At 62.7% G+C, this 25131-nt stretch carries 17 protein-coding genes and 1 pseudogene; 15 read left to right on the top strand and 3 right to left on the bottom strand.

Going from position 1 to position 25131, the window contains the following annotated elements:
- Positions 1–121: 121 nt before the first annotated feature.
- From CAG31_RS06940 to CAG31_RS06930, 3 genes and pseudogenes are all read left to right on the top strand, one after another.
- Positions 122–898 (top strand): DeoR/GlpR family DNA-binding transcription regulator, encoded by a 777-nt coding sequence (locus CAG31_RS06940; RefSeq protein WP_085579242.1) that lies wholly within the window; start codon positions 122–124, stop codon positions 896–898.
- Positions 899–900: 2 nt separating this feature from the next.
- Entirely contained in the window at positions 901–2733 is a 1833-nt protein-coding gene (gene glmS, locus CAG31_RS06935) for a glutamine--fructose-6-phosphate transaminase (isomerizing) (RefSeq protein WP_085579240.1), read from the top strand.
- Positions 2734–2909: 176 nt separating this feature from the next.
- Positions 2910–3332, top strand: a pseudogene (locus CAG31_RS06930) (carbonic anhydrase); the annotation flags it as partial.
- Between the two features lie 97 nt (positions 3333–3429).
- On the opposite strand, the gene CAG31_RS06925 reads toward CAG31_RS06930, so the two are convergent.
- A complete protein-coding gene (locus CAG31_RS06925; RefSeq protein ID WP_176243859.1) occupies positions 3430–4410 on the bottom strand; it encodes a toll/interleukin-1 receptor domain-containing protein in 981 nt (326 codons plus the stop codon).
- Between the two features lie 690 nt (positions 4411–5100).
- Here CAG31_RS06925 and CAG31_RS06920 point away from each other — a divergent pair.
- The 6 genes from CAG31_RS06920 (at position 5101) to CAG31_RS06895 (ending at position 14216) form a co-directional block, all read left to right on the top strand.
- Positions 5101–6084, top strand: coding sequence for an AAA family ATPase (locus tag CAG31_RS06920; RefSeq protein WP_085579236.1), 984 nt, complete (start codon positions 5101–5103; stop codon positions 6082–6084).
- Between the two features lie 21 nt (positions 6085–6105).
- Positions 6106–8520, top strand: coding sequence for a S8 family peptidase (locus tag CAG31_RS06915; RefSeq protein ID WP_085579233.1), 2415 nt, complete (start codon positions 6106–6108; stop codon positions 8518–8520).
- 734 nt (positions 8521–9254) lie between these two features.
- Positions 9255–10454: a Fic family protein gene (locus tag CAG31_RS06910; RefSeq protein WP_256575514.1), complete on the top strand. Its 1200-nt coding sequence runs from the start codon at positions 9255–9257 to the stop codon at positions 10452–10454.
- A 10-nt stretch (positions 10455–10464) separates the two neighbouring features.
- Entirely contained in the window at positions 10465–11391 is a 927-nt protein-coding gene (locus CAG31_RS06905) for a LysR family transcriptional regulator (protein WP_085579231.1), read from the top strand.
- A 104-nt stretch (positions 11392–11495) separates the two neighbouring features.
- Positions 11496–12122 carry a glutathione S-transferase family protein gene (locus CAG31_RS06900; RefSeq protein ID WP_085579229.1) on the top strand — a complete coding sequence of 209 codons (627 nt, stop codon included), beginning with the start codon at positions 11496–11498 and terminating at the stop codon, positions 12120–12122.
- Positions 12123–12185: 63 nt separating this feature from the next.
- Positions 12186–14216 carry a pyridoxamine 5'-phosphate oxidase family protein gene (locus tag CAG31_RS06895; RefSeq protein WP_085579227.1) on the top strand — a complete coding sequence of 677 codons (2031 nt, stop codon included), beginning with the start codon at positions 12186–12188 and terminating at the stop codon, positions 14214–14216.
- Between the two features lie 47 nt (positions 14217–14263).
- Here CAG31_RS06895 and CAG31_RS06890 read toward each other — a convergent pair whose 3' ends face one another.
- Positions 14264–15631 carry a glycosyltransferase family 1 protein gene (locus CAG31_RS06890; protein WP_085579225.1) on the bottom strand — a complete coding sequence of 456 codons (1368 nt, stop codon included), beginning with the start codon at positions 15629–15631 and terminating at the stop codon, positions 14264–14266.
- Positions 15632–16155: 524 nt separating this feature from the next.
- Here CAG31_RS06890 and CAG31_RS06885 point away from each other — a divergent pair.
- The 6 genes from CAG31_RS06885 (at position 16156) to CAG31_RS06860 (ending at position 24500) form a co-directional block, all read left to right on the top strand.
- On the top strand, positions 16156–17715 hold the full coding sequence (locus CAG31_RS06885; RefSeq protein WP_085579223.1) for a glycosyltransferase: 1560 nt from the start codon (positions 16156–16158) through the stop codon (positions 17713–17715).
- Positions 17709–19013 (top strand): glycosyltransferase, encoded by a 1305-nt coding sequence (locus tag CAG31_RS06880; protein WP_085579221.1) that lies wholly within the window; start codon positions 17709–17711, stop codon positions 19011–19013. The genes CAG31_RS06885 and CAG31_RS06880 overlap by 7 nt, the downstream gene beginning before the upstream one ends.
- A 4-nt stretch (positions 19014–19017) precedes the next feature.
- Positions 19018–20172 (top strand): acyltransferase, encoded by a 1155-nt coding sequence (locus CAG31_RS06875; protein WP_085579519.1) that lies wholly within the window; start codon positions 19018–19020, stop codon positions 20170–20172.
- Positions 20166–20981, top strand: coding sequence for a class I SAM-dependent methyltransferase (locus CAG31_RS06870; protein WP_085579219.1), 816 nt, complete (start codon positions 20166–20168; stop codon positions 20979–20981). The genes CAG31_RS06875 and CAG31_RS06870 overlap by 7 nt, the downstream gene beginning before the upstream one ends.
- Positions 20982–21184: 203 nt before the next feature.
- Positions 21185–22381 carry a DUF3142 domain-containing protein gene (locus tag CAG31_RS06865; RefSeq protein WP_085579217.1) on the top strand — a complete coding sequence of 399 codons (1197 nt, stop codon included), beginning with the start codon at positions 21185–21187 and terminating at the stop codon, positions 22379–22381.
- On the top strand, positions 22368–24500 hold the full coding sequence (locus tag CAG31_RS06860) for a hypothetical protein (protein ID WP_085579215.1): 2133 nt from the start codon (positions 22368–22370) through the stop codon (positions 24498–24500). Before CAG31_RS06865 ends, CAG31_RS06860 begins: the two co-directional genes overlap by 14 nt.
- Here CAG31_RS06860 and CAG31_RS06855 read toward each other — a convergent pair.
- Positions 24497–25126 (bottom strand): LysE family translocator, encoded by a 630-nt coding sequence (locus tag CAG31_RS06855; protein WP_085579213.1) that lies wholly within the window; start codon positions 25124–25126, stop codon positions 24497–24499. The genes CAG31_RS06860 and CAG31_RS06855 overlap by 4 nt on opposite strands.
- Between the last annotated feature and the right edge of the window lie 5 nt (positions 25127–25131).

The following is a 25131-nucleotide window of genomic DNA, read 5'->3' as shown; positions in this document are numbered from 1 at the left end:
GTGGGAGCGGGCTTGCCCGCGAAGCTTTTCCACAGAATAAATTCCAGCGGCAGGCTTGACCATTTTCCCCTGATAGGTTTTGATTGCGCCCATTATCTTTCGAATCGAAACTTAATCGGCCATGTCGAAACGCAACACGCCCCAACGGCGCCATAACATCCTGGCCTTGCTCAACGAGCAGGGCGAAGTGAGCGTGGATGAACTGGCGAAACGCTTCGAAACCTCCGAAGTTACGATTCGCAAGGATCTGGCCGCACTGGAAAGCCATGGCCTGCTGCTGCGCCGTTACGGCGGCGCCATCACCATGCCGCAGGAACTGGTGGCGGACACCAGCCAGAACGTCTCGAAATACAAGCAGGCCATCGCCCGCGCGGCGGTCACGCGCATCCGCGAGCACGCCCGCATCATCATCGACAGCGGCAGCACCACCGCCGCCATGATCCCGGAACTCGGCCATCAGCCGGGCCTGGTGGTCATGACCAACTCCCTTCACGTCGCCAATGCCTTGAGCGAGCTCGAGCACGAACCCGTGCTGCTGATGACCGGCGGCACCTGGGATCCGCATTCGGAGTCCTTTCAGGGCCAGGTCGCCGAGCAGGTACTACGCTCATACGACTTCGACCAGTTGTTCATCGGCGCCGACGGCATTGACCTGGTGCGCGGCACCACGACGTTCAACGAGCTGCTCGGCCTGAGCCGGGTGATGGCCGAAGTGGCGCGGGAGGTGATCGTGATGGTCGAGGCCGACAAGATCGGCCGCAAGATTCCCAACCTGGAGCTGCCCTGGAGCAGCGTCCATACCCTCATCACCGATGATCGCCTGCCTCAGGAGGCACGGGATCAGATACAGGCCCGCGGCATCAATTTGATTTGCGCGACTGTCAGTCAGGAGAAATAAGCATGTGTGGAATTGTCGGCGCCGTCGCTGAACGCAGCATCACCGCCATCCTGCTCGAAGGCCTCAAGCGCCTCGAATACCGGGGCTATGACAGCGCCGGCGTGGCGGTGTACACCAACGCCAACACCCTTGAGCGCACCCGCCGCGTGGGCAAGGTCAGCGAGCTGGATGCGGCCCTGGCCGAGCATCCGCTGGTCGGCCGCCTCGGCATTGCCCACACCCGCTGGGCGACCCACGGCGCGCCGAGCGAACGTAACGCCCACCCGCATTTCTCCGGCGACATCGCCGTGGTGCACAACGGCATCATCGAGAACCACGAAGCCTTGCGCGAACAACTGAAGGCGCTCGGGTATGTCTTTTCCTCGGACACCGACACCGAAGTCATCGCCCACCTGCTCAACCACAAGCTCAAGGAGCTGAAGGACCTGACCGTCGCCCTCAAGGCCACCGTCAAGGAACTGCACGGCGCCTACGGCCTGGCGGTGATCAGCGCGCAGCAGCCCGATCGCGTGGTCGCCGCCCGCAGCGGCAGCCCGCTGGTGATCGGCCTGGGCCTGGGCGAGAACTTCCTCGCCTCCGACCAATTGGCCCTGCGTCAGGTCACCGACCGCTTCATGTACCTGGAAGAGGGCGACATCGCCGACATCCGCCGCGACAGCGTGCAGATCTGGGACGTCAACGGCCAGGCCGTCGAGCGCCAGACCGTGCAGTACAGCGACGGCGCAGAAGCCGCCGACAAGGGCGAGTTCCGCCACTACATGCTCAAGGAAATCCATGAGCAGCCAACGGTGGTGCAACGCACCCTGGAAGGTCGCCTGAGCCAGGACCAGGTTCTCGTTCAAGCCTTCGGCCCGCAGGCCGCCGAACTGTTCGCCAAGGTGCGCAACGTGCAGATCGTCGCGTGCGGCACCAGCTACCACGCCGGCATGGTCGCCCGTTACTGGCTCGAAGAGCTGGCCGGCATTCCGTGCCAGGTCGAAGTCGCCAGCGAGTTCCGCTACCGCAAGGTGGTGGTGCAGCCGGACACCCTGTTCGTCACCATTTCCCAGTCCGGCGAAACCGCCGACACCCTGGCCGCGCTGCGCAACGCCAAGGAACTGGGCTTCCTCGCCAGTCTGGCGATCTGCAACGTCGGCATCAGCTCGCTGGTGCGCGAGTCCGACCTGACCCTGCTGACCCAGGCCGGCCGCGAAATCGGCGTGGCCTCGACCAAGGCCTTCACCACCCAACTGGTGGGCCTGCTGCTGCTCACCCTGTCCCTGGGTCAGGTGCGCGGCACCCTGGGCGCCGGCGTCGAATCCACCCTGGTGGAAGAACTGCGCCGCCTGCCGACCCGCCTCGGCGAGGCCCTGGCCATGGACAGCACCGTGGAGAAGATCTCCGAGCTGTTCGCCGAGAAGAACCACACCCTGTTCCTGGGCCGTGGCGCGCAATTCCCGGTGGCTATGGAAGGGGCCCTGAAACTCAAGGAGATCTCCTACATCCACGCCGAGGCCTACCCGGCCGGCGAGCTGAAGCACGGCCCGCTGGCGCTGGTGGACAACGACATGCCGGTGGTCACCGTCGCGCCGAACAACGAACTGCTGGAGAAGCTCAAGTCCAACCTGCAGGAAGTCCGCGCCCGCGGCGGCGAACTCATTGTGTTCGCCGACGAAAAGGCCGGGATGTCCAACGGCGAAGGCACCCACGTGGTGCAGATGCCGCACATCAACGACATCCTGTCGCCGATTCTCTACACCATCCCGCTGCAACTGCTGTCGTACTACGTCGCCGTGCTCAAGGGCACCGACGTGGATCAGCCGCGCAACTTGGCGAAGTCGGTGACGGTGGAGTGATTTGGGTGCGTGGGATGCGGATGGTGGAAATTATGGCCCAAGGCGACTGATCTCTGTACGAAACATACAGGCGTGTCTACAGATTCACTGCGGCGATGTCATGGCTAGTTGAGCATTAGCCGCAGTGACGGGACTAGCTAGCGTTAGGCTATCGGCAGCGGCGCCGGTGTTGGTGCGAATATGCGGTCGCAGTGCTCGGTGTACAGGACAATGTGATTAGCGGTCATTCGGACCGCGGAGCAATGGGGGCGATTTCACGCTGTACCTGTCTCGATCATCTTCCGGCTGTCGCGAATTGGCTGCGTCATTCGGAGGCCGCAAAAGCGATCAATGCCGCACATGACTACGACACACCTCGCGCGAAACTTGATGGTCTCGTGTGCGAAAATACTATCGCGCAACTGACAAACTTGCGTACGCATCCATCCGTGACCCTCGCGCTGGAGCAAGGGCGTCTATATCTGCATGTATGGGTCTACGACATTGAAGCTGGTTGCATCGATGCGCTGGATGGAGTAACACGGCGCTTCGTTCCCCTCGCCGATTCGCCAACCACGGTTGCGATTGCCGGGCGTAATGGAAGGCAGCTATTGCGGTAATCAGTAGGTGAGTGGGGTACCTGCCAATCCCGACGAGGAATTTGGCTCTGCGGCGGGTTTCCACTGCACGCGACCTACCTGTTGTGTTGCAACAACGCTAGGCAGTTTCAATAGTCTGGTCTGCCGCATCTAGCAGCTTTTCCAGTGCTTCGTAGCCTTCATCGTGTTGCATCAGACAGCCAATGATGTCCGTCGCATCGCATGTGAACGGTTCGGAGTACTTGATCATCCTGAAAAAGGTGTGAGCGAGCACAATGCCACCTTGGTTTAGCCAGGGCTCTGCATCCTCACCATCCAACGGATCAAAATACGTCGATAGTACTGCCGTCGCTAGCGGGCGCATTTCGATAGACGATGAACAATACGCCCAATACCAACGGCCTTTGGTCGGACAGAAGGTTGGGCTGTCATCGTTTAGCATGTAGTTCCAGTTCTTGCTTTGCCACATCCAGGGTGCAGGCTGGAGCAGGTGTGGAGGCATTCCTTCTCTATACACCGTCACGTCATGCTTAATCCCATCCCCCCAAATCGTGACTGGACGCTTCATCAGGTATTTACGTGCGCGCTCGCGTAGATTGAAGTCAGCCAGACGAGCGCTGATGCCATGTTGTAGCTGCGCTGCTGTTCGGCCGTAGGCCATTTCCCTTAGGGTCGTTCCGATATCGAGGCCTCGCTGATGCAGAGGCTGTAAATTAAGGTAGAGACGTCCTTTTAACGGTGCCGGCAACTCGTCGACACAGCCGGTTTCCAAGATGATCGGCACGATACGTACGTCCGGCTCATCCGCTATCTCTGTCAACATTTTCAGCTCGCGGTCAAGTCCCCTGCCATCTTGTTTGGCTGCATTCACGTAAGCATTGTCACATAAGCAGAGGATCAAAATTGGCCGCTTGGACAGAGCCTTGGCAATGATCCCATCAATCGATTCTCCTAAAGCAATGCTATCCCGATCCCAAAACACGTCATGGTCCCAACTGAGTGGGGTGAGGACGTGTTTGCGTACCCATTCCTTGCTCTCAAACCCGTCGCCCCAAGCGTACGAGATGAAGATAAAGCCATGTGGGTTCACTTCAGTCACTGTTCCATCCTTTGTTTTCAGCGTGATCGGCTATCCAGGGCACGTACCTGGATTCTCGTTTTGCTATGCGCGCGCCAGTATTACGACATTATGTATGTCCAAGGAAGGCTAACGACCATCGTTTTGAGAAAAATACGGAGGAGATCAGAGTAGCGATAACGTGAGTGGTGCACTCATGTGCAACTGTCAGGCCAACAATTTAATTTAATAATTATTATTTCTGGCGTCGTGAAAGTAATCTTTATTTGAAGTGAGCTGAGCGCGAAATAGCCTAGCAAAACTGCTGCTTTACATATCAGAGTAATCGATTAACATGGATGGCGGTAGTGCTCTATTGGTACGGTCAATATTTACGATTTTCGTTATTAATGACAGCAATGCTTTATCACATTCCAATTTTCACTGGCATTGAGGAGCCAGATCTCACGATTGGATGTCGATTGCCGCTCGTCGAATGATGCAGTAAAAGCTAGGGATGGGGATAGAAATACTGGACAAAAACCCACCGTAAGCGATACTCTAACGCATGTCTTAGTGTAAAAGTTTTTGAAAATATTGACGTGTGAAAATGGAATGGAGTCCTCATATGTTAGCTCGCATTGATTCAGCCGATTAATTGTACTGCTTAGGGCAAGAATTGGTTTCATGAGTTGACGGCTCTGAGAAACAACCTGATAGCAGGATATGTATATGGCGAATGGAAAGGTACTTCGGCAACTCTTAAAAGCTGGTGCAATTGGTGATCAGGCGGCTTTCCGTCGGGCCTCGGAAGCTATTATTGAAGAAGAACGCCAAAAGCAGCACCACTTATTGGCAAATGATTTAGAGCAGATCCTCTATGGTGGGGATATGCATATTCAGTCTGCCCGCAAACCACAATTTACTGCGGACATTCCTGTCGATAAAGAACGCGGACTTCCTCTACTCGACATTCGTCCGCCCAAGCGATCACTGGAGGAAATCATTCTTCCCGAGAGCAGCGCGTCGATGATTGACGAAATGCTTGAGGAACATCGGCGTGCGGAAGTGCTTCGAAGCTATGGTATGAAGCCGTCTGGCAAGGTGATTTTCTTCGGCCCGCCGGGATGCGGTAAGACGCTGGCCGCTGAAGTCATTGCTTTCGAGTTGGATCGTCCACTTGCCATTGTCCGTCTCGATGCCTTGGTCTCCTCGTTCTTGGGTGAAACAGCGGCCAATTTGCGCAAGGTTTTCGAGTTCATTGCCAAACATCAGCTGGTCGTTCTTTTTGATGAGTTTGATGCAATCGGGAAAGAACGTGGTGATAGCGGTGAGCACGGCGAGCTTCGGCGTGTCGTCAATGCCGTCCTCCAAATGATGGACGCCTACGACGGTCAAAGTCTCATTCTGGCAGCGACTAACCACGAGAATATTCTCGATTCAGCAATTTGGCGCCGGTTTGATGACGCTATCGAATTTCCGCTGCCTGATCACAAGCAACTAACAGCTTTGTTGCAGCTTAAGTTGCGCGGTATTCGTCGTCAGTTTGAGTTGGACGACGCTGAGTTGCTGAAAGAATTTGATGGCAAAAGCGGAGCTGACGTAGAACGAGTTGTTCGGCGCGCCGTTAAGCGTATGATATTGCGCAATCAGGAGTTCCTCACGGTCAAAGAACTGCGAAACGCTTTGGTGCGTGAGGGACTTCGCAAGCACTAACCTGTTATCAAGGATGATGAATTGGCAACTTATAAGCACCTGAGCTTTGAGCGCGAAAACCTGGACAATCGTCGTCGCACGAAGAACCCACCAAGGTTCACTAAACGTGATGATTTACGTGGGCATGGCCAGAAGCTTAATGGCTACTTCGCGACGGCAGCCGGTATCGCCGCCAGGCAGTACAAGTCTGCAGAAAACTCTCCGTTTGTATTCAAACTGCAATACGACGGTGCAATGACGTTTGAAAATCTTCAAAAGCACGGCTTGGAGTTCATCAGTCAGGAAGGCAAACAGGTGTGCGTGGTCTTCGCGACCGAAGCCGGCTTGGCCATCTTTCAAGACCACCTGAGAAAGCTGGGTGTGATTGGGCAAAACGTCAGCTACAAACAGATCTTGGAGGCGATCGAGGGTATCGACGCCTGGTCTGAGGACGATCGTAAAAGCTGGGCCTTGCGGCACATTGGCCTTCCAGACACCGAAACATTCAAACTGGACGTTGAGCTCTGGCCGCATCAGGTGGCCAATCATCCCGCACGCATTCGCCTGTGTACCGCCTTTGAGAAATGGCTGGTTGAAAGTGATATCAAGACCATCCATAAGCTCAACTTCGACAGTCTGGTGATGTATCGCGTCGAGGTGAATAATGATCAGGCGCAAGGGCTGCTCAACCATAGCGACGTGCGTCTGGTCGATTTAATTCCTCAAACTGGCATTTCCTATCCGCAGCTGAACCGCGACATTGCGCAAATTCCAGCGAATCTCCCACGCCCCGCTGACGATGCCGCCCGTGTATGCATTCTGGACAGCGGCATCAACACCAACCACCCATTGCTCCGATCCGCCATTGCGGAAAGTGAGTCGTTCGTCGCTGATCAGGATGCCTTCGATGAGGCAGGGCATGGGACCGCTGTGGCCGGTATTGCGCTGTATGGCGATGTGGAAGCCTGTGATCAAAGTAACTACTGGCATCCGCAGTTCTGGCTCTACAACGGCAAGGTCATGCGCAAATGTCCCGATACCCAAAATGCCGTTTATGACGAGCACACGGTCGAAGCGACACTGACTGAGGCAGTGGAGCACTTTGTTAGACTGGGCTGTCGGATCTTCAATTTGTCTCTGGGCAACACCAACGCTCCTTACGACGGTACCCACATTCGCGGATTGGCTTACATCCTCGATGTGCTTGCACGCAAACATAACGTGCTATTCGTCGTTTCCACCGGCAATTTCATGGGCTCTGAGGAGCCGCCCGTGCCCTTGAACAGTTGGCGGGAAGAGTATCCCGAATATCTCCTGCATGAATGCAGTGTCATCATTGACCCTGCGCCTGCTTTGAATGTGCTCACAGTGGGTAGCATTTCCCGGCATGACGCCACTTTTGATAGTCAGCGTCATCCCGAAATCCACCAGCTGTCTCCCGCATCGGAAAACCAGCCCTCGCCCTTTACTAGGCATGGTCCTTCCGTCAAGGGAGCTCTGAAGCCCGAATTGGTCGCCCATGGTGGGAATCTGGCGTGCCCAGTGCATTACAACAATCAGCAGTGGAAGACCGACATGCGCGGGCTGGGCGTGCTGACCCTGAATCATCAGTTCCAAGGCAATACGTTGTTTAAAGAGCTTAGCGGTACCAGTTTTTCCGCCCCTTACATTACTCACCTGGCAGGCCGCCTGCTGAACGAATACCCCGAAGCGTCAGCCAATCTTTTGCGTGCAATGCTGGTGAACCATGCTTCGCTCTCGAATGAGGTGGAAAGCACTTTCTCTGATGAGATGCGCAAGGGCTACAAGGCCAATAAAGCCACCTACAACCGGGAGATTTCCCGTGACGTAGGCGGATACGGCCAGGTGAATGAGAGTGACTTGTTCCGATCTTCAGATCAGTGCGTCGTCCTCATGTGCGAAGAGAGCATTGAGAAAGATGCTTGCCAGTTTTATGAGCTTCCTCTTCCTTCAACCTATCTGCGAAAGACCAGAGGACTCAGGGAGTTATGCGTCACTCTGGCCTATTCTCCGGCGGTACGAACTACCCGACTGGACTACCTTGCAACGCAGATCAGTTTCCGTTTGGTCAAAGGGGCGTCACTTGACGAAGTGCAGGCCTACTTCAACAAGGACAAGCAGGACGAAAATGAGACTCGAAGGGATGACGCCGAGCCAAACCGAGACATCTCTGCTCAATTGCGTGGTCGCGGCACTGTGCAATCGTCAAAGTGGACTTTCAAGCAGCGTAATCCTGCCGAGAAATGGTTTGTCGTTGTGATCCGACAGGATCGAGAGTGGAACCATCCGGACGTTCTGGACAAAGAACCCTATTCGTTGGTGGTGACGGTAGCCGATCGTGATAACGAGCAGGCTCAGCTGTACACCGAGATTCAAGCCCAGCTTCAGTTGCAGCTTCAGACACGAGAAGAGGCCCGCCAAAGAGCGGCTTTGTAGTCGTTCCAGGATGCGTGAGCCTAAGGCTGAAACTGATCTGGCATTGAGGGAGCATGATTAGGTAGGCTTGATCCCACCCTTTAGCTGCATCCAGTCGCTTTAGTTTCCGCTCTTTCGCATTTATTTCCACTACCTACACCTTTCATGAACAGTTTGAAATGTGTGGCAGGACAATACGCTGAGCATGTCGGTATAAAGTGGCTTCGGCCACTTTCTCGTTTGCGAGATGGCTTCTGGCCTTTAGCGTCGTCCCCCCTCCACACTTGGTTCATGGCGCACCATGTGGATCGATGAGCTTGTCAGCAGATAGGTTTGGCCGCACTGGTGTTTCAGATTTCTGCGCAATGTCAGCTCCTTGCTCGCTTGATGAGATATGACTGAGTTTGCCCCTCGTTGTATCAAACTCTATTTCGGAGCGCGGAGGACCTTTTCGCTAACGCGTTAGGCTATGTCAGACTATGTTTTGGTTCTAGTGGCAGGCGTTAGCTCTAAAGCCCCCCGGATTTTGCGACGCTCTGTGTCAATCTTTAATTCAAGCAGCCAAATGGTTGCACTCCCACGCGGGAAGCTTCCCAAGCTGGGCCCGCAGCCTTCAAAAGCACCAGAAAATACCCGCAAAAATATCCGCAAACTACCTAGAAAAGAGACACTTCCTACATGACTCTCAGCTAGGTAAATATGGGCTTTGAGCGTAATCTGAAATCCGCAAAAATATCCGCGATTTTGGAGGTCTGATGGACGCTCGACCCCTCTCTGGAAACCATTGGCTCGAACCGCTTCTGCCGGTGTTTCCGAGCGAAATCCTGCAATTGGCTGAGCAAGTGCCCTTTCAGGCGGGGAAGCTCAGCGCGATGGTCGCCCCGCAGATGATCCGGCGTGTGGGGGCCTTGCTGCGGGTGACCAGCAGTTTCTACAGCAACCTCATCGAAGGCCAGTTCACTGAGCCGGTGACGCTGGCAGCCACGGCCCCCAAGCGTCATCGCAAGGAGCTGGCAGAGCTTGCGACGACGCATATCGACACGCAGCAGGCGTTCGAGCGGGCGTTGACGCTTCACAAGGATCTTCCTTGGGAGGCCTTGTTCAGTCCGGGATTCGTGGGGCGTATCCACCAGCGGCTCTTTCAGGGCGTCAACGATGATCAGTTGAGATTGAGTGACGGCAGTCTGTTGGTGCCCGGCGAGTTGCGCGACGTGGCGGGGCGTGAAGTATCGGTGGGCAACCACGCGGCGCCGCATAGCCAATCCGTGACGCCGATGCTCGCCCGGATGCAGCAGGTCTATGGCCGCTTGCCCGATGCCCGCAGCCGGCTGTTGGCCGTCATGGCCTATCACCACCGATTGGCGTGGGTGCATCCGTTTGTCGATGGAAACGGCCGTACCGTCAGACTGGTGACCCATTTGCAGCTGCACAAGCTGGGGCTGGTTTCGCCGCTGTGGTCGTTGTCCCGGGGACTCGCCCGGCAGCAGGAAACCTACTACGCAAGGCTGGCCAATGCCGACCAGCCCCGACGGGGCGACTTGGACGGTCGAGGACAGCTGACGCAGGCGGGACTGTTCGAGTTTGTCGGCTTCATGCTCGAAACCTGCCTGGATCAGATGCGCTACACCGAACAGGCGCTGGGCGTGTCGAACATGCGCGAAAGGCTGCATACGGTCTTTGCCTGGGATGAGCAGATCAAAAGGGCCGGCATCAAGCTGGAGTCCGCACGTGCGATGCATGTCCTGCTGACTCAGGGCGTCTTGAGCCGGGCGGATTTCAAGATATTCACAGGCCTGTCCGACCGGGCGGCGACGGATCAGTTGAAAGGCCTGGTGCAGCTTGGCCTGGTGGAAAGCGCGACGCCCAAGGCCCGTGATGTGTACCCGGGCTTGCCGGTCTGGTTTGCGCAGTTGCTGTTCCCGAATCTGCATCAACGGATGGTTTCCGCCAGCTAGGAGTCGAAGGATGGACCGCTTCCAGGAAATGCAGGTCTTCACCGCCGTCGCCCAGGAGCAAGGCTTCTCGGCGGCGGCGCGGCGGTTGGGGTTGTCGGCGGCCAGTGTCACCCGGGCGGTGGCGGCGCTGGAGCAGCGGATCGGCACGCAGTTGCTGGTGCGCACCACCCGCAGCGTGCATGTCAGCGAGGCGGGGCAGCGGTATCTGGAGGACTGCCGGCGGATCCTGGCCGAGGTGCAGGAGGCCGAGGATTCCGCCGCCGGCAGCCATGCCCGGCCCCGTGGGCAGTTGACGGTGACCGCGCCGGTGCTGTTCGGCGAGCTGTTCGTCACGCCGGTGATGGCCGGTTACCTGGCGCAGTATCCCGAGGTGTCGATCAATGCCTTGCTGGTGGACCGTGTGGTGAGCATGGTCGAGGAGGGCGTCGACGTGGCGGTGCGCATCGGGGAGTTGCCGGACAGCAACCAGCACGCGATCCGGGTCGGCGAGGTGCGGCGGGTGATCTGCGGTTCGCCGTCGTACTTTGCCGCGCACGGGCGGCCGGAGAGCCCGCAGGATCTGGCCGGGGCGCCGGTGGTGGCGACCTCTTCCATCGGTCAGGTGCGCAACTGGCCGTTCATCGAGCACGGCGAACCGGTCAGCGTGCGCCCGGAGCCTCGACTGGTGGTGACCGCCAACCAGGCCGCCATCGCCGCCGCGTGCCTGGGGCTTGGGCTGACGCGGGTGCTGTCTTATCAGGTGGCCGGCAAGATCGCGTCCGGCGAACTGGAGATCGTCCTCGCCGAGTTCGAGCTGCCGCCGCTGCCGATCCACGTGGTGTATCAGGGTGGGCGCAAGGCGCCGGCGCGGGTGCGCAGTTTTGTCGACTACGCCGTGAAGGCGCTGCGCGAGCATCCGGGGTTGAAAAATGCGGCGTTATTTCGCCCAGTGAAATAATCGATTGCGTTTGCTGGTAATTCTATAGGTCTGGTGAAAGGCGGAAGATGGCCGCCACGGTTGTCGCCCATTCCGGGCGGCGCTTTCCTCCTGCGGAGTCGACCATGCAAGCGATCAAACTGTACAACTTCCCGCGTTCCGGCCACGCACACCGCGTGGAGTTGATGCTCTCGCTGCTGCAACTGCCCGTCGAACTGATCCTGGTCGACCTGGCCAAGGGCGAGCACAAGCAAGCGCCGTTTCTCGCCCTCAACAGCTTTGGCCAAGTGCCGGTGATCGACGACGGCGGCGTGGTGCTGGCCGACTCCAACGCGATCCTGGTGTACCTGGCGCAGAAGTACGGCAACGGCCGCTGGCTGCCGGCCGACCCGGTGGGCGCGGCACGGGTGCAGCGCTGGCTGTCGGTGGCGGCCGGCCCCATCGCCTTCGGTCCGGCGGCGGCGCGGCTGGTCACGGTGTTCGGCGCGCAACTGAATGCCGAGGAACTCATCACCCGCGCCCACAACCTGCTCAAGGTCATGGACCTGGAGCTGGGCAAGACCCCGTACCTGGCCGGTGCGGAGCCGACCATCGCCGATGTGTCCGCCTACAGCTACATCGCCCACGCGCCGGAAGGCAACGTGTCGCTGGACGACTACGCCAATGTCCGCGCTTGGCTGCAGCGTGTCGAAGCCTTGCCCGGTTTCGTCGGCATGCCGCGCACGGTGGCCGGCCTGCAGAAAACCGCCTGATGTCCACGGCCCGGCCGAGCCGGGCCATCCACACTGCGCCGGCGGCGTAGGGGAGGCTCTGTGATGGAACGTTCACCCTGGCACGCCGGCGAACGGCAACTGCAAAACCATGTCGGCGTCGCCGAGCGGATGGAGGCGTTCGGGCGCAAGGTGATCCGCACCTGGATGCCGGACCAGCACCGCGAGTTCTACCGGCAACTGCCGTTCATGCTGTACGGCGCGGTGGATGGCGAAGGCCGGCCCTGGGCCAGCGTGCTGGAAGGCGAGCCAGGGTTCGCCCGCTCGCCGGATCCGGAGCATCTGCACTTCCTGGGCCTGCCCGCCGCCGATGACCCGGCGGCGTTGCAGGACGGCGCCGCCATCGGCCTGCTCGGCATCGAATTGCACACCCGCCGCCGCAACCGGCTCAACGGGCGCATCGGCGCCCTTGGGGCCGACGGTTTCGAGGTGACGGTTGAGCAGTCCTTCGGCAACTGTCCGCAGTACATTCAGTTGCGTCAGTTTCAGCGCGTGCCGCTGACGGATCCGGCGACGCGGCCGGCCACGCACCTGGACGCCCTCGACGATGACGCCCGCGCCCTGATCGAAGGGGCCGACACCTTCTTTGTCGCCAGTTACGTCGAGGTCGACGGCCAGCGTTCGGTGGACGTCTCGCACCGTGGCGGCCAGGCCGGTTTCGTCCGGGTGCAGGGCAATCGCCTGACCATTCCGGACTTCGCCGGCAACCTGCATTTCAACACCCTCGGCAACCTATTGCTCAACCCCCGGGCGGGGCTGCTGTTCATCGACTTTTCCACAGGCGACCTGCTGCAGCTCAGCGGGCGCACCGAAGTGATCCTCGATGATCCGCAGATCGCCGCGTTCCAAGGGGCCGAGCGGCTGTGGACGTTCGAGGTAGAAAAACTGGTGCGGCGGCCGGCGGCGTTGGCCTTGCGCTGGCGCTTCGAGGGCATGTCGCCCACCAGCCTGCTGACCGGCAACTGGCCCCAGGCCGAGGCGCGCCTGCAGGCCCAGGCGCTGGGCGACCGCTGGCGGCCGTTGCGGGTGGCGCGGATCGAGACGCAGAGCCGCAACATCCGCTCGTTCTATCTGGAGCCGGTGGACGGCGCCGGGCTGCCGGTGTTTCAGGCCGGCCAGCATTTGCCGCTGCGCTTCACCCTCGACGGTGAGACGCACATCCGCACCTACAGCCTGTCCGGGGCGCCGTCGGACGATTTCTTCCGGATCAGCGTGAAGCGTGAAGGTCGCATCTCCACCTATCTGCATGAACAGGTGCGTGTCGGCGATGTGCTGGAGGCGCGTGCGCCCCAAGGGCATTTCACCGTGGCGGCGCTGGAGCGGCGGCCTCTGGTGCTGCTGGCCGCCGGGGTCGGGGTCACGCCGCTGCTGTCGATGCTGCGTGAGGTCGTGTATCAGGGCCTGCGCACGCGGCGGATCCGGCCGACCTGGTTCATCCAGAGTTCCCGCAGCCTGGCCGACCAGCCGTTCCGCGCCGAGCTGGACCGGCTGCTGGAGGACACCGGGGACGCGGTGCGGGTGCTGCGCCTGCTCAGTCAACCCGAGGACGGCCTGCGCGAAGGCGAGGACTTCGACCTGCGCGGACGGATCGACGGCGACCTGCTGCGCAATCTGTTGACGGTCGATGACTTCGATCAGGTGGACTTCGTTCTGTGCGGCCCCGGCGCCTTTACCCAAGGCGTGTACGACAGCCTGCTGGCGCTGGATGTGCGGGATGCGCAGATCCATGCCGAAACCTTCGGTCCGTCGACGTTGCGCCGCCGGGCGGATCCGGACGCGGTGGTGATCGATCAGCCGCCGGCGGCCACTGCCCCGGTGCCGGTGGTGTTCGAGCGGTCGGCCAAGGAAGCCCGTTGGCATCCGGAAGGCGGCAGCCTGCTGGAACTGGCGGAAAGCCGCGGCCTGCGTCCGGAGTTCAGTTGCCGGGGCGGTTCGTGCGGCACGTGCCGGACACGGCTGGTCAGCGGCGCGGTGCATTATCCACAGCCCCCGGCCGAAAGCCCGGAGGACGGGCATGTGCTGATCTGCTGCGCGGTGCCGGCCGCCGGAACCCAGGCCCTGGTGCTGGACCTGTGACCGGACGGGCCTGTGGATAACCGGTTCGCCGGGGGCCGGCGACCGGTTCAGGTGTATTGAAGGGAATGCACGTGTTGCGGGACAGGGCCGGACGGCAGGTTGCGCAAGGTGTGTGCCGCCATTTGCGCACTGGCCTCGCGCCAGGTGAGCCATTTCCAGTCGGCGACGTCACGGGCTGCCGGGAAGCGGCCGCTGCGTTCGAAGTCGCCGATCAGGTCGGCCAGCGTCTGCGGGTCGTTCAAGTCGAAATAGGCCATGAACTCGCGGCCGATCTCGCGGAACACCGGAATGTCGCTGCCCATCGCGGGCAAGCCGCGCTGCATCGCTTCCACCAGCGGCAGGCCGAAGCCTTCGACGTAGGAAGGAAAGACCAGCGAGCTGGCGCGGGAGTAGGCGTATTCCAGGCTGGTGTCGTTCAGGTCGTTGAACATGAACAGCCGTTGGTTGAACTCGCGGTGGTTGCGGATCCGCGCAAGCAACGTTTCGCACTTCCAGCCGATGTGCCCGGCGATGCACAGGCGCGCCTTGGAGCCGGCGGCCCAGGCGCGTTCGAAGGCGTCGAGCAGGTAACTGTGATTCTTGCGTGGCTCGATGGTGCTGACCATCAGGTACACCGGCTCGGGGGTGGAGAACAGGCGTTCCAGGCCTGGCTCGACGGCCGCGTCGGCGGCGCTCAGGTCCAGCTCGCAGCCCAGGTGAAAATAGTCGAACCAGGTTTTGCGCGCCGCCGCGTGGCCGAGGCGCCGCTCCAGTTCGCTGCGCATCTGGTCGCGCACGGTCGCCGAAATGGCGACGTAACCGTCGGCGATGCGGGTGATCCAGTCGAACCAGGTGTTGAAGACCTGCACCAGGCGCGCGTCGTAGAAATGCGGGTGGGTCAGCGGAATGAGGTCGTAGATCACGGCCGTGATGCCGACGCCTTCACGCTTGAGCTGTTCGGCGTGGGGAAAGAAGTCCGGGTTCCACGAGGAGTCGAGCAGCACCAGTTGATCCCCCGGCCGATGCTGCAGCGGTTCGCAGCGGCTGGGCAGTTGATGGCGGTTGATCCGTTCGACAAGGCGCAGCGGCACGCTGAAGGCGGCCATGGCGCTGAGCCGGTAGGCTGCGTAAAACGCCCGGCGGGCGATCCGGCTGGTGAGGCGGCGGTCACGGGCCTGATACCACTGCAGGAAATGATGGGCCAGACGCTCCAGGCGTCCGCCGAACTCTACGATGCGGTTGGACAGGGGCGTGTCCAAGGGGGCCAGGCGCAGCACGCGGTACAGCTTGCCGTTGAGGAACACCACCGGCACGCACTCGACGCCGTCCACGCTGGGCGGCAATTGGTTGATGACGTTGCGCACCACCCGCTGGATGCCGGAGTTGATCTGCGGATGCTGGAAAACGTGGGTGCATTCCACCAGCAGGCGCGTCATGACATGCCCCCCGGCAGACGCCCGCCGGCCGTGTCCGGATGCAGCTTGGCAGGTGGCTCACCGGAGCCTTTGGTCACCGGAACGAACGGACAGTTTTTCAAACCGCGATCCCTTGGTCTTGAACTCTCACCGTTTTCCCACAGGCTTGGGGGGAATGTCTGTCAGACCGGAGCTAGAGCCCCTGTAAGAGGACAGGCGAGGTTGTTGTAGTTGTTTGGTTGCCAATCTGTGCCAATTAATCAGCAATTTCAACAAGTCTTACCGTGACCGGTCAGTTCTGCTTTGCGCTGCCCCATTTATTCGCGCCGGATGGTTCACGAAGTCGCGGCGGATGTGTTTAGAATGCCCCTCGTCACGATTGGCCGAGGTTCGGCAGGGCGACGCGAGAACCCTGTGAAGCTGACCACTAAAACAAGAACGTAGACGGATCGAACACCAGGGCCTGCGCCATCCGCGACTTGCCCGGTTGCAGTTCTCCGTCATGAAATGAAATGGCCGGGACGGCTGTTTCATCGTGGGATGCCATGAATTTCATTCTCTACTCCGACGTCAACGACCACTCCATCAGCCAGAGCCTGGGACGTCCCGAATACAGCTACTACTTTGTGCTCAAGGCCTACCGGCCGGTGCTCGAAAGCCTCGGGCAAGTGCATGTGGTGTCTTCCCCGGCCGAAGTCGATCCCCTTTACCGGCAGTTGCTCGCCCGTGGCGAAGACTGTCTGTTCCTGTCGTTCGCACCGCCCCAGAAAACCCCGACCGAGCTGGCCTGCCCGATGGTCTGCGTGGTCGCCTGGGAGTTCGATTCGATCCCCGACGAGCAGTGGGACGACGATCCGCGCCACGACTGGACGCGCATGCTGGCGCGCCATGGCCGGGTGATCACGCTGTCGAGCCACACCGCCCGGGCGATCCGCCGGGCCATGGGCGACGACTTTCCCGTGCTGGTCCTGCCCACCCCGCTGTGGGAGAACTTTGCCGCCATCCGCGAGCGGCAGGCCGATGCGCCGGTGAACCCGGGCATGACGCTGTCGATCAAGGGCTGCATTTTCGACACCCGCACCCTGGCCCTGTCGGCCGACGACCTGGTGCCCAAGCCGCTGACGCCGGAAGAGGAAGCGGCGCTCGAGGCGCTGCGTCCGCCGCCCTTGACCCTCAAGCGCCGTTTCGTCATCGCCCGGCACTTCCTGCGCCAGTGGGCGCTGGACCTCGGCCGCGAGCAAGGCGTGCCGCGGGTCAAGTTCCTGCACCACTGGTATTGGGAAGGGATCCGCGACCTGCTGTCGGACAAGGCCCACGGGTGGCTGGCCCGGCAACTGCCGGCGATCGCCGGCCCGCAGGCGGTGGCTGAGCCTGCGCCTGCGCCGCTGAACCTGCCGGACACCTCGCAGGTGGTCGAGACCCGGGTCGACGGGGTGGTGTACGTCACCGTGTTCAACCCCAAGGACGGCCGCAAGAACTGGCACCAGATGATCACCGCGTTCTGCTGGGCGTTTCGCGAAACGCCTGACGCGACGCTGGTGCTGAAGATCACCCAGAACGATCTGGCGTCCTATCACGGCGAGTTGATGACCCTGCTGGCGCAGCTGTCGCCTTTCGCGTGCCGCGTCGTGGTGATGCACGGCTACCTGGACGATGCCCAATATGCCCGGCTGTACGAGGCCGCCAGTTTCTACGTCAACGCGTCGCGCTGCGAAGGCCTGTGCCTGCCGCTGATGGAGTTCATGGCCAGCGGCAAGCCGGCCATCGCTCCGGACCATACGGCCATGGAGGACTACATCGACGACAGCGTGGCGTTCGTGGTCAAGTCCAGCGAAGAGCTGACCATCTGGCCCCAGGACTCGCGGATCATCTACCGCACGCTGCGCCACCGGCCCGACTGGGGATCGCTCAAGGACGCCTACGAAAACAGCTACCGGCTCGCCAAGAGCCAGCCGCAGGCTTACCGGCACTTGTCCGTCGCTGCGCTCGAACGCATGCGCGCCTACTGTGCGTTCGCGCCGGTGCAAAAAAGGCTGGCGGACTTCCTTGGGCTGGTGCCGTCGAGCGCCGTTGCCGCACCCGTTACGGAAGACGCCTCATGCTGATCATCATTCATTCCGAAACCAACCAGCACACCATCGAGCGCAACCTCGGCCGCTCCGAGTACAGCTATTACTTCGTGCTCAAGGAGTATCGGCCCGTGCTCGAGCGCCTGGGGCGGGTGGTCGAAGTCCGCGATCCGCAGCGCGAGGTCGATGCGCTGTACCTTGAGTGCGTCGCCCGCGGCGAGCCTTGCGTATTCCTGTCCTTTTCGCCGCCGCACCGCACGCCGGTGCACCTGGCCTGCCCGACCTTGCCGGTGTTCGCCTGGGAGTTCAGCACCATCCCCAACGAGCCGTTCGCCGGCGAGCCGCGCAACGACTGGCGCACCGTGCTGCAGGCCTGCGCCGCGGCCATCACGCATTCCGGTTACACGGTCGATGCCGTGCACCAGGCGATGGGAACCGATTACCCGATCATCTCCGTGCCGGCGCCGGTATGGGACCGCTTCAGCGCCCGTGGCACGTCGGCTCAGGCTCGGCCGCAGACGGGGCCGGTGCGTTTGACGATCAAAGGGCTGGTGGTCGACAGCCGTCAGCTCGACCTGGAGGCGTTCGGCCCGGTGCATCTTCGCCGCGGCAAGGCCATCGACTTCAAGGCGCCGGTCCAGGAGCAGGAACTGGTGCTCGACGGCGTGGTGTACACCTCGGTGTTCAACCCCGGCGACGGCCGCAAGAACTGGGAGGACATGCTCAGCGCCTTCTGCGTCGCCTTCCGCGACACCGAGGATGCGACGCTGGTGCTCAAGCTCACGCATCACGACGCCGAAGAGGCGCTCGGCGACATCCTCCATCACCTCTACAAGAACCAGTCCTATCGCTGCCGCATCGTGCTGATCCACGGCTACCTGGCGGATGCGGACTACGAACGGCTGGTGCAGGCGACCCGCTATGTGGTGAACACCTCCTACGGCGAAGGGCAATGCCTGCCGCTGATGGAGTTCATGTCCTGCGGCAAGCCGGCCGTGGCCCCGCGCACCACGGCGATGATCGATTACCTGGACGAGGACAACGCGTTCCTGGTGCGCACCACCGACGAACTCACCGCGTGGCCCCACGACCCGCGCAAGGCCTACCGGACCTTGCGCTACATCACCGACTGGGCGTCGGTGCGCGACGCCTACCGGGCCAGCTACGAGGTGGCCAAGCACGATCCGCAACGCTACGCGCAGATGTCGGCGCACGCGGTGCGCAGCCTTCAGGCCTTTTGCAGCCAGGCCGTGGCGGAGCAGCGCTTGCGCGATTTCCTGGGGCGGGCGCAGGAGTTGTGCGCGACGGTCCCTGCGCAAACCTGCGGTGCCTGAGCCGATGAGCGAACGGCGGATCCTGGACATCGAAGTGCTGCGGGCCATTGCGGTGCTGGGGGTGCTGTTCCATCACCTGCAAGGCAGCCTGTTCACCGATCCGGTGCCGTTGCTGGAGACGATCCATGCCTGGGCGCAGCCGTGGTGGGGCGTCGACCTGTTTTTCGCGATCTCCGGGTTCGTCATCGCCCGCAGCCTGATTCCGGTGCTGCGCGGTTGCGAAGGCCGCCAGGCGCAGTGGCTGCAGGTGCGCGACTTCTGGTTGCGCCGGGCGTTCCGGCTGCTGCCGTCGGCCTGGCTGTGGCTGGCGCTGATGCTGCTGGCCTGCGTGTTCCTCAACCGTTCGGGGGCCTTCGGCACCTGGCAGGCCAACGTGCAGGCCACCTTCGCCGGGGTGTTTCAATACGCCAACTTCCGCTTCGCCGACAGTTTTTTCCATTACGAGTACGGCAGCAGTTTCGTCTACTGGAGCCTGTCGCTGGAGGAACAGTTCTACCTGCTGTTTCCGCTGTTGATCCTGGTGTGCCGCAAGCGACTGGTCTGGGCCTTGCTCGCCTTGGTCGCGGTGCAGCTCTTCACCGTGCGCACGCCGCTGCTGATGGTGATCCGCACCGATGCGCTGGCGTTGGGCGTGCTGCTGGCGATGTGGAGCGCGCAAGCGTCGTGGCGGCGCTTCGAACCGAGGTTCCTGAGCCGGCCCTGGCTCGGCCTCCCGACGTTGATCGCGGTCGCGGCGTTGCTGAGCTTCATGGCCACCGACCGTTTCACCTTCGCCCCTTACCGCATCGGCTCGATCGCCGTGCTCGGCGCGGCGCTGGTGTGGATCGCATCGTACAACGGCAACTACCTGCTGCCGGCGGGTCGGACGCAACGGCTGATGGCGTGGATCGGCAGCCGCTCCTACGGCATTTACCTGATCCACATTCCGGCCTATCAACTGGTGCGCGAACTGAGTTGGCGCCTGCAGGCCGCCGGCCTTCCCGACTTCGGCGGCCACCCGGTCGCCACGCTCCTGGCCGCCGCCGGCCTGATCGCGCTGCTGAGCGAACTGAACTACCGCCTGATCGAAATGCCCATGCGCAACCGCGGCGCCGCCCTGGTGCGGCGCCTGCGCACATCTCCCACCGCCGTCCCATCCCCTGGAGCCACCTCATGCTGAGCCTTTTGAAGAAACTCACGGCGGCGCCGTCCGCCGAGCCTGTCGCCCCGGTCGCCGACAAGGTCGATCCGTACATGCTCGGGCTGCGCGACGCCATGCTCAGCGGCTGGTTCAACCAGGAGACCGGCGAGCTGTTCACAGGCTTTCCGGTGACGGCCGACGACACCCTGCTGGATGTAGGCTGCGGCGACGGCGGCAACGTGCATTTCTGCGGGATGCGCGGGGCGAAGATCATCATCGCCGACATCGACGGCGCCAAGGTCGAGGCCACTCGCCAGCGTCTGGGCGACACGCCGGCGCGCGACGTCGAGTGCCATGTCACCGACTGCAACCCGCTGCCGATCGCCGACGCCACCGCTACCCGCGTGGTGTCCACCGAAGTCATCGAGCACGTCGACGACCCGGCGCAGTTCCTCGCCGAACTGGTGCGGGTCGGCCGGCCGGGGGCGCTGTACCTGCTGAGCGTGCCGCACCCAAGCTCCGAAGACCTGCAGAAGGACATCGCCGCGCCGGAGTATTTCCAGAAGCCGAACCACATCCGGATCATCGGCGAGGAGCAGTTCAAGGGAATGGTCAGCGACGCGGGCCTGGAGATCATCAGCCACAGTTCGTACGGCTTCTACTGGTCGATGTGGATGCTGCTGTTCTGGGAGGCGAAGGTGGACTTCAGCAACGCCGACCATCCGCTGCTCAACCACTGGGCCGACACCTGGAAAACCGTGCTCGACTCGCCGCGTGGCGCGCAGATCAAGCAGGCGCTGGATGCGGTCGTGGCGAAAAGTCAGGTGATCATCGCCCGCAAGCCGTAGTGCCGGAGCGGGATAGTGCGGTGCGGTGACTGACGCCATCGCAGGCTGGCCCCACCGTGTGTGGGCCGCGCCGGCCACTGTGAGAGCGGGCTTGCCCCGGGCGGCGATCCGCCGATGGCGTCAGTTCAGTCAACCAAGATGTCGGTCGCTTGCAAAGGTTTTGTGTACCCTTGGCGCTTTGCGTGGTCAGGGAGTCGCAAGCAATGCGGTTTTTCATCGGGCTGTCGGCGGTGCTGGCCATCGCCACTTGGCTCACGGCCTGTGAGCGGACGTCGGCGCCGCCCCTCGACCAGCAGCTCTACATCTGGCAGCGCCAATGGACGCCCGCCCACGGGGCTGCGCTGCGTGACAGCCGCGCTGACTTTTCCACGGTGCGGGTGCTGGCGTTGCAGGCGTTTCCACAGGCGGGATGGAGCCGGGCGCGGATCGATCCGGCGTTGCTCCGCCAGGACGGTCGGCCGCTGATTGCGGTGGTTCGACTCGACGGCCAGCTCAAGTCCCTGGACCTTGCGCACGCCACGGCGCAGATCCTTCAGGTGCTCGACGACTGGCGCGGACAGGGGCTGACGTTGGCCGGCGTTGAGATCGACCACGATGCCGGCAGCGCACGGCTGCCGGCCTATGCCGAATTCCTCGCCCATCTGCGCCCGGCGCTGCCGCCCTCGTTGCCGCTGAGCATCACCGCGTTGCCGGCGTGGCTGGACAGCCCGCAATTGCCGGCGTTGCTGGCGACGGTCGACAGCAGTGTGCTGCAGGTGCATGCGGTGAGCGATCCGCGTCGGGGCCTGTTCGATGCGGATCAGGCGCGGCGCTGGGCGGACGCCTGGGGACGGGTCAGCGACAAGCCGTTCTACCTGGCGCTGCCGGCCTACGGTGTGGCGCTGTTGCCGGACAGCGGCGGGGCGCCGGAAGTGGAGAGCGAGGTCGCGATCCCGCGGCGCGGCGAACGCCGCGAACTGCTCGCCGATCCACAGGCCTTGAGCCGGCTGGCCAGCGGACTGCGGGATAACCCCCCGGCGCATCTGGCCGGCCTGATCTGGTTCCGCCTGCCGCTGGCCAACGACCGCCGGGCCTGGAGCCTGACCACGTTGCGTGCCGTCGCCCGCGGCGAACCCCTGTCGAGCAGCCTCGGCGTGAGCTTCACGGTGCAGGACGGACTCTACGACATCGGCCTCGCCAACCGGGGCAATCTCGACAGCGCTTGGCCCGCGCGCCTGACGGTCAAGGCCCGGGACTGCGTCGGCGCCGACGCCCTGGCCGGTTACTCGTTGCAACAAACGCCGGATCTGCTTACCTTCACCCGCCTGCGCGACGGCCGGTTGCCGGCGGGCGGTCAGCGCGCTGTCGGTTGGGCGCGTTGCGCACACATTGATCAAGGAGGTTCGCATGTTGACCCGTAACTGGCCCCGCCACCTGCTCTGCCTGAGCCTCAGCCTGCCGCTGGGCACGGCGCTGGCCTGCGGCCCGGACTTCCCGATGCGCCTGCTCGACAACCGCGGGCAATCGCTGGCGGAGCTGCCGGAGGGCAACTTCAACTTCGAGATCAGCCGCTTGGGCAAAGCCATCGACGGGCTCAAGCTCACGACGGTGGCCACCCACAACCCGGACGCCTACGGCGAGCCCGGCGAATACGTCGACGAGCGCGAGCAGGCCGAGCAGGCGGACCTGAGCGAAGCTGCGCAGGCGCAGGTCAAGCGCTTGCGCAGCCTCGGCGATGCCCGTCAGGCCTATGAGCAGGGAACCGGCCTTCCCGCCGAAGTTCGCCTGTACGTGGCCGGCGCCGTGGCGTTCGCCGCCGCCGATTACCCGCTGGCCGCCGACTACTTCAGACAGGTGCTGGCGCTGCCGGCGGATCAGCGTCCGTTGCGCAGCACGTGGGCGGCGTACTCCCTGGGCCGTTCCCTGTACGCCATGAGCGGGCAGGCGGACGACGCCCTCGACCCGCTGGAGCAGGCGCTCGCCGCGTTCCGCCAGACCCGCCAGCTGAACATCGACGGTTTCAGCGACCCGCTGGAACTGGGCGTGGCCAGCCTCGGCGAAGAGGCCCGGGTGCTGCGCACCACCGGCGACTGGAACGGCGCCATCGAACTGTACGCGGCGCAGAACCAGCATGGCTCTATGGTAGGGGCGTCTTCGCTGAAACTGCTGGTGAACGACCTGGTGGCGCTGCCCGAGGATCAACTGGCCAAGCTGCTGCGGGGCAAAGCGGTGCAGCAACTGGTCACGGCCTCGCTGATCAGCCGGATCGGCTGGTCGTTCGGCGAACAGCCGGAGCGCGAGAAAGCACTGATCAAACTGCTGCAAGACAGCACCCGCGGCAGCCTGGACAACGCCGACCGCCTGGCGGCGATGAACTATCAGCAGGGCGACTACGCCACCGCCAAGGCGCTTCTCGAACACGCCGGGGACGGCGGGCTGGCCTGGTGGCTGCGGGCGAAACTGGCGGTGCGCGACGGCGATTCCAACGCCGCCGCAGCGGCGTACGCCAAAGCCGCCCAGGCCTTCCCGAAGGACGAATCGTGGGGCGAGCGGCGCACGCCGGACTGGGCCTTCGAAACCCTGCGGCCCAAGTGCCGGGTGGACGGCGAAAGCGCGATCCTCGACCTGCAGCGCGGCGATTACCTGCAAGCCTTCGACCGGCTGTACCAGAGCCAGGACATTTACTGGTTCGACGCCGCGACCGTGGCCGAGCGGGTGCTGACCCTCGATGAGCTCAAGCGCTACGTCGATGAGAAAGTGCCGGCGCCGCCGGTGCTGAGCCAGCAGGATCGCGACAACTACGTGCCGCTGTCGGTGGCGGCGAACCTGCGCAACCTGTTGGGCCGGCGCTTGCTGCGCGAAGGTCGCTACGAAGAGGCGGTCGGCTACTTCGACAATCCCGACCTGCAGAACAAGGCCCGGCTGTACGGTCAGCAGCGCCTGAACGCCGACTCGGCCTGGTGGCCGACCAAACGCGCCGCCGCGCTGTTCAACGCGGCCTGGACGGCCCGGGAATGGGGCATGGACATCCTCGGCTACGAGATGGCGCCGGATTACGCGACGTTCGGCGGCAACTACAGCCTGGAGACTGCTGAACTGAAAGTCGGCCCGTTGGTGGCCGACGCCGAAGTGCAGCGCCAGAAGGCCAGCGAGGCGCAGCCCGACGTGCGTTACCACTACCGGTTCGTCGCCACCGCATTGGCCAACCGCGCGGCCGACAACCTGCCGCACACCAGCCAGGCGTTCGCCGCCGTGCTGTGTACGGCGGCCGGCTGGAACAGCAGCGAGGAGGATCAGCGCGGGCTGTACCAGCGCTATGTGAAGGAAGGCCCGTACGTGCCGTGGGCGGTGGACTTCGGCCACCAGTGCCCGTATCCGGACTTCGAGAATGCCGACAAGCGTTACGTGACCCAGGTCACCGACGCCGTGCGCTCGACGCTGCGCCCTTACAAGTGGCCGGTGCAGATCGGCGCGGCCGTGGTGCTGGCGGGCGCTGCGCTGTGGCTGTTCGGCCGCCGACGCAAGGCCCGCAAAGCCTAGGCCTGCTGGACGAACGTCAGGCGCACGGCGAAACCGATCAACAGGCTGCCGAACAGCCACTGTTGCAGGCGCTGAGCCGAAGGGCTGTTGTGCAGCCAGCGGCCCAGGGCGGCGCCGGCCAGGGCGTAGGCGCTGTCGAACAGCAGCCCTGCGCCCACCAGCAAGGCACCGAGCACGGCGAACTGGGTGAGCACCGGCGCACCGTCGGCGACGATGAACTGCGGCAGCAGCACCGAGCAGAACAGCAACGCCTTGGGGTTGAGCAGATTGGTCAGCAGGCCGCGGCGCACCGCTTCGCGCCACTGCGCCTTCGCGTCCGGCACTTGCGCCGCGCTCAGGTCCGGCAGCAACGTGCTGCGCAGGCACTGGACGCCGAGCCACAGCAGGTAGGCCGCCCCGGCCAGGCGCACCACGTCGAACGTCCACGGCGCGGCCTTGAACAGCGCCGCCAGCCCCAGCCCCGCCAGCGCCACATGGCAGCCCCGGGCCACCGCCAGCCCGACGGCAGTGGCCAGCGCCGCACCGCGGCCCTGACGGGCGCCGGTCTGCAACAGCAGGATCATGTCCGGGCCCGGAAGCAGGTAGACCACCGCCAATGCCAGGAAAAACAGCCAGAGACTCGCCATGCCGC

This window comes from Pseudomonas sp. R25(2017), from assembly GCF_002112565.1.
Lineage (GTDB): Bacteria > Pseudomonadota > Gammaproteobacteria > Pseudomonadales > Pseudomonadaceae > Aquipseudomonas > Aquipseudomonas ekonensis.
The sequence above is the reverse complement of the archived record's forward strand: the minus strand, read 5'-3'. Positions and strand labels throughout refer to the sequence as shown.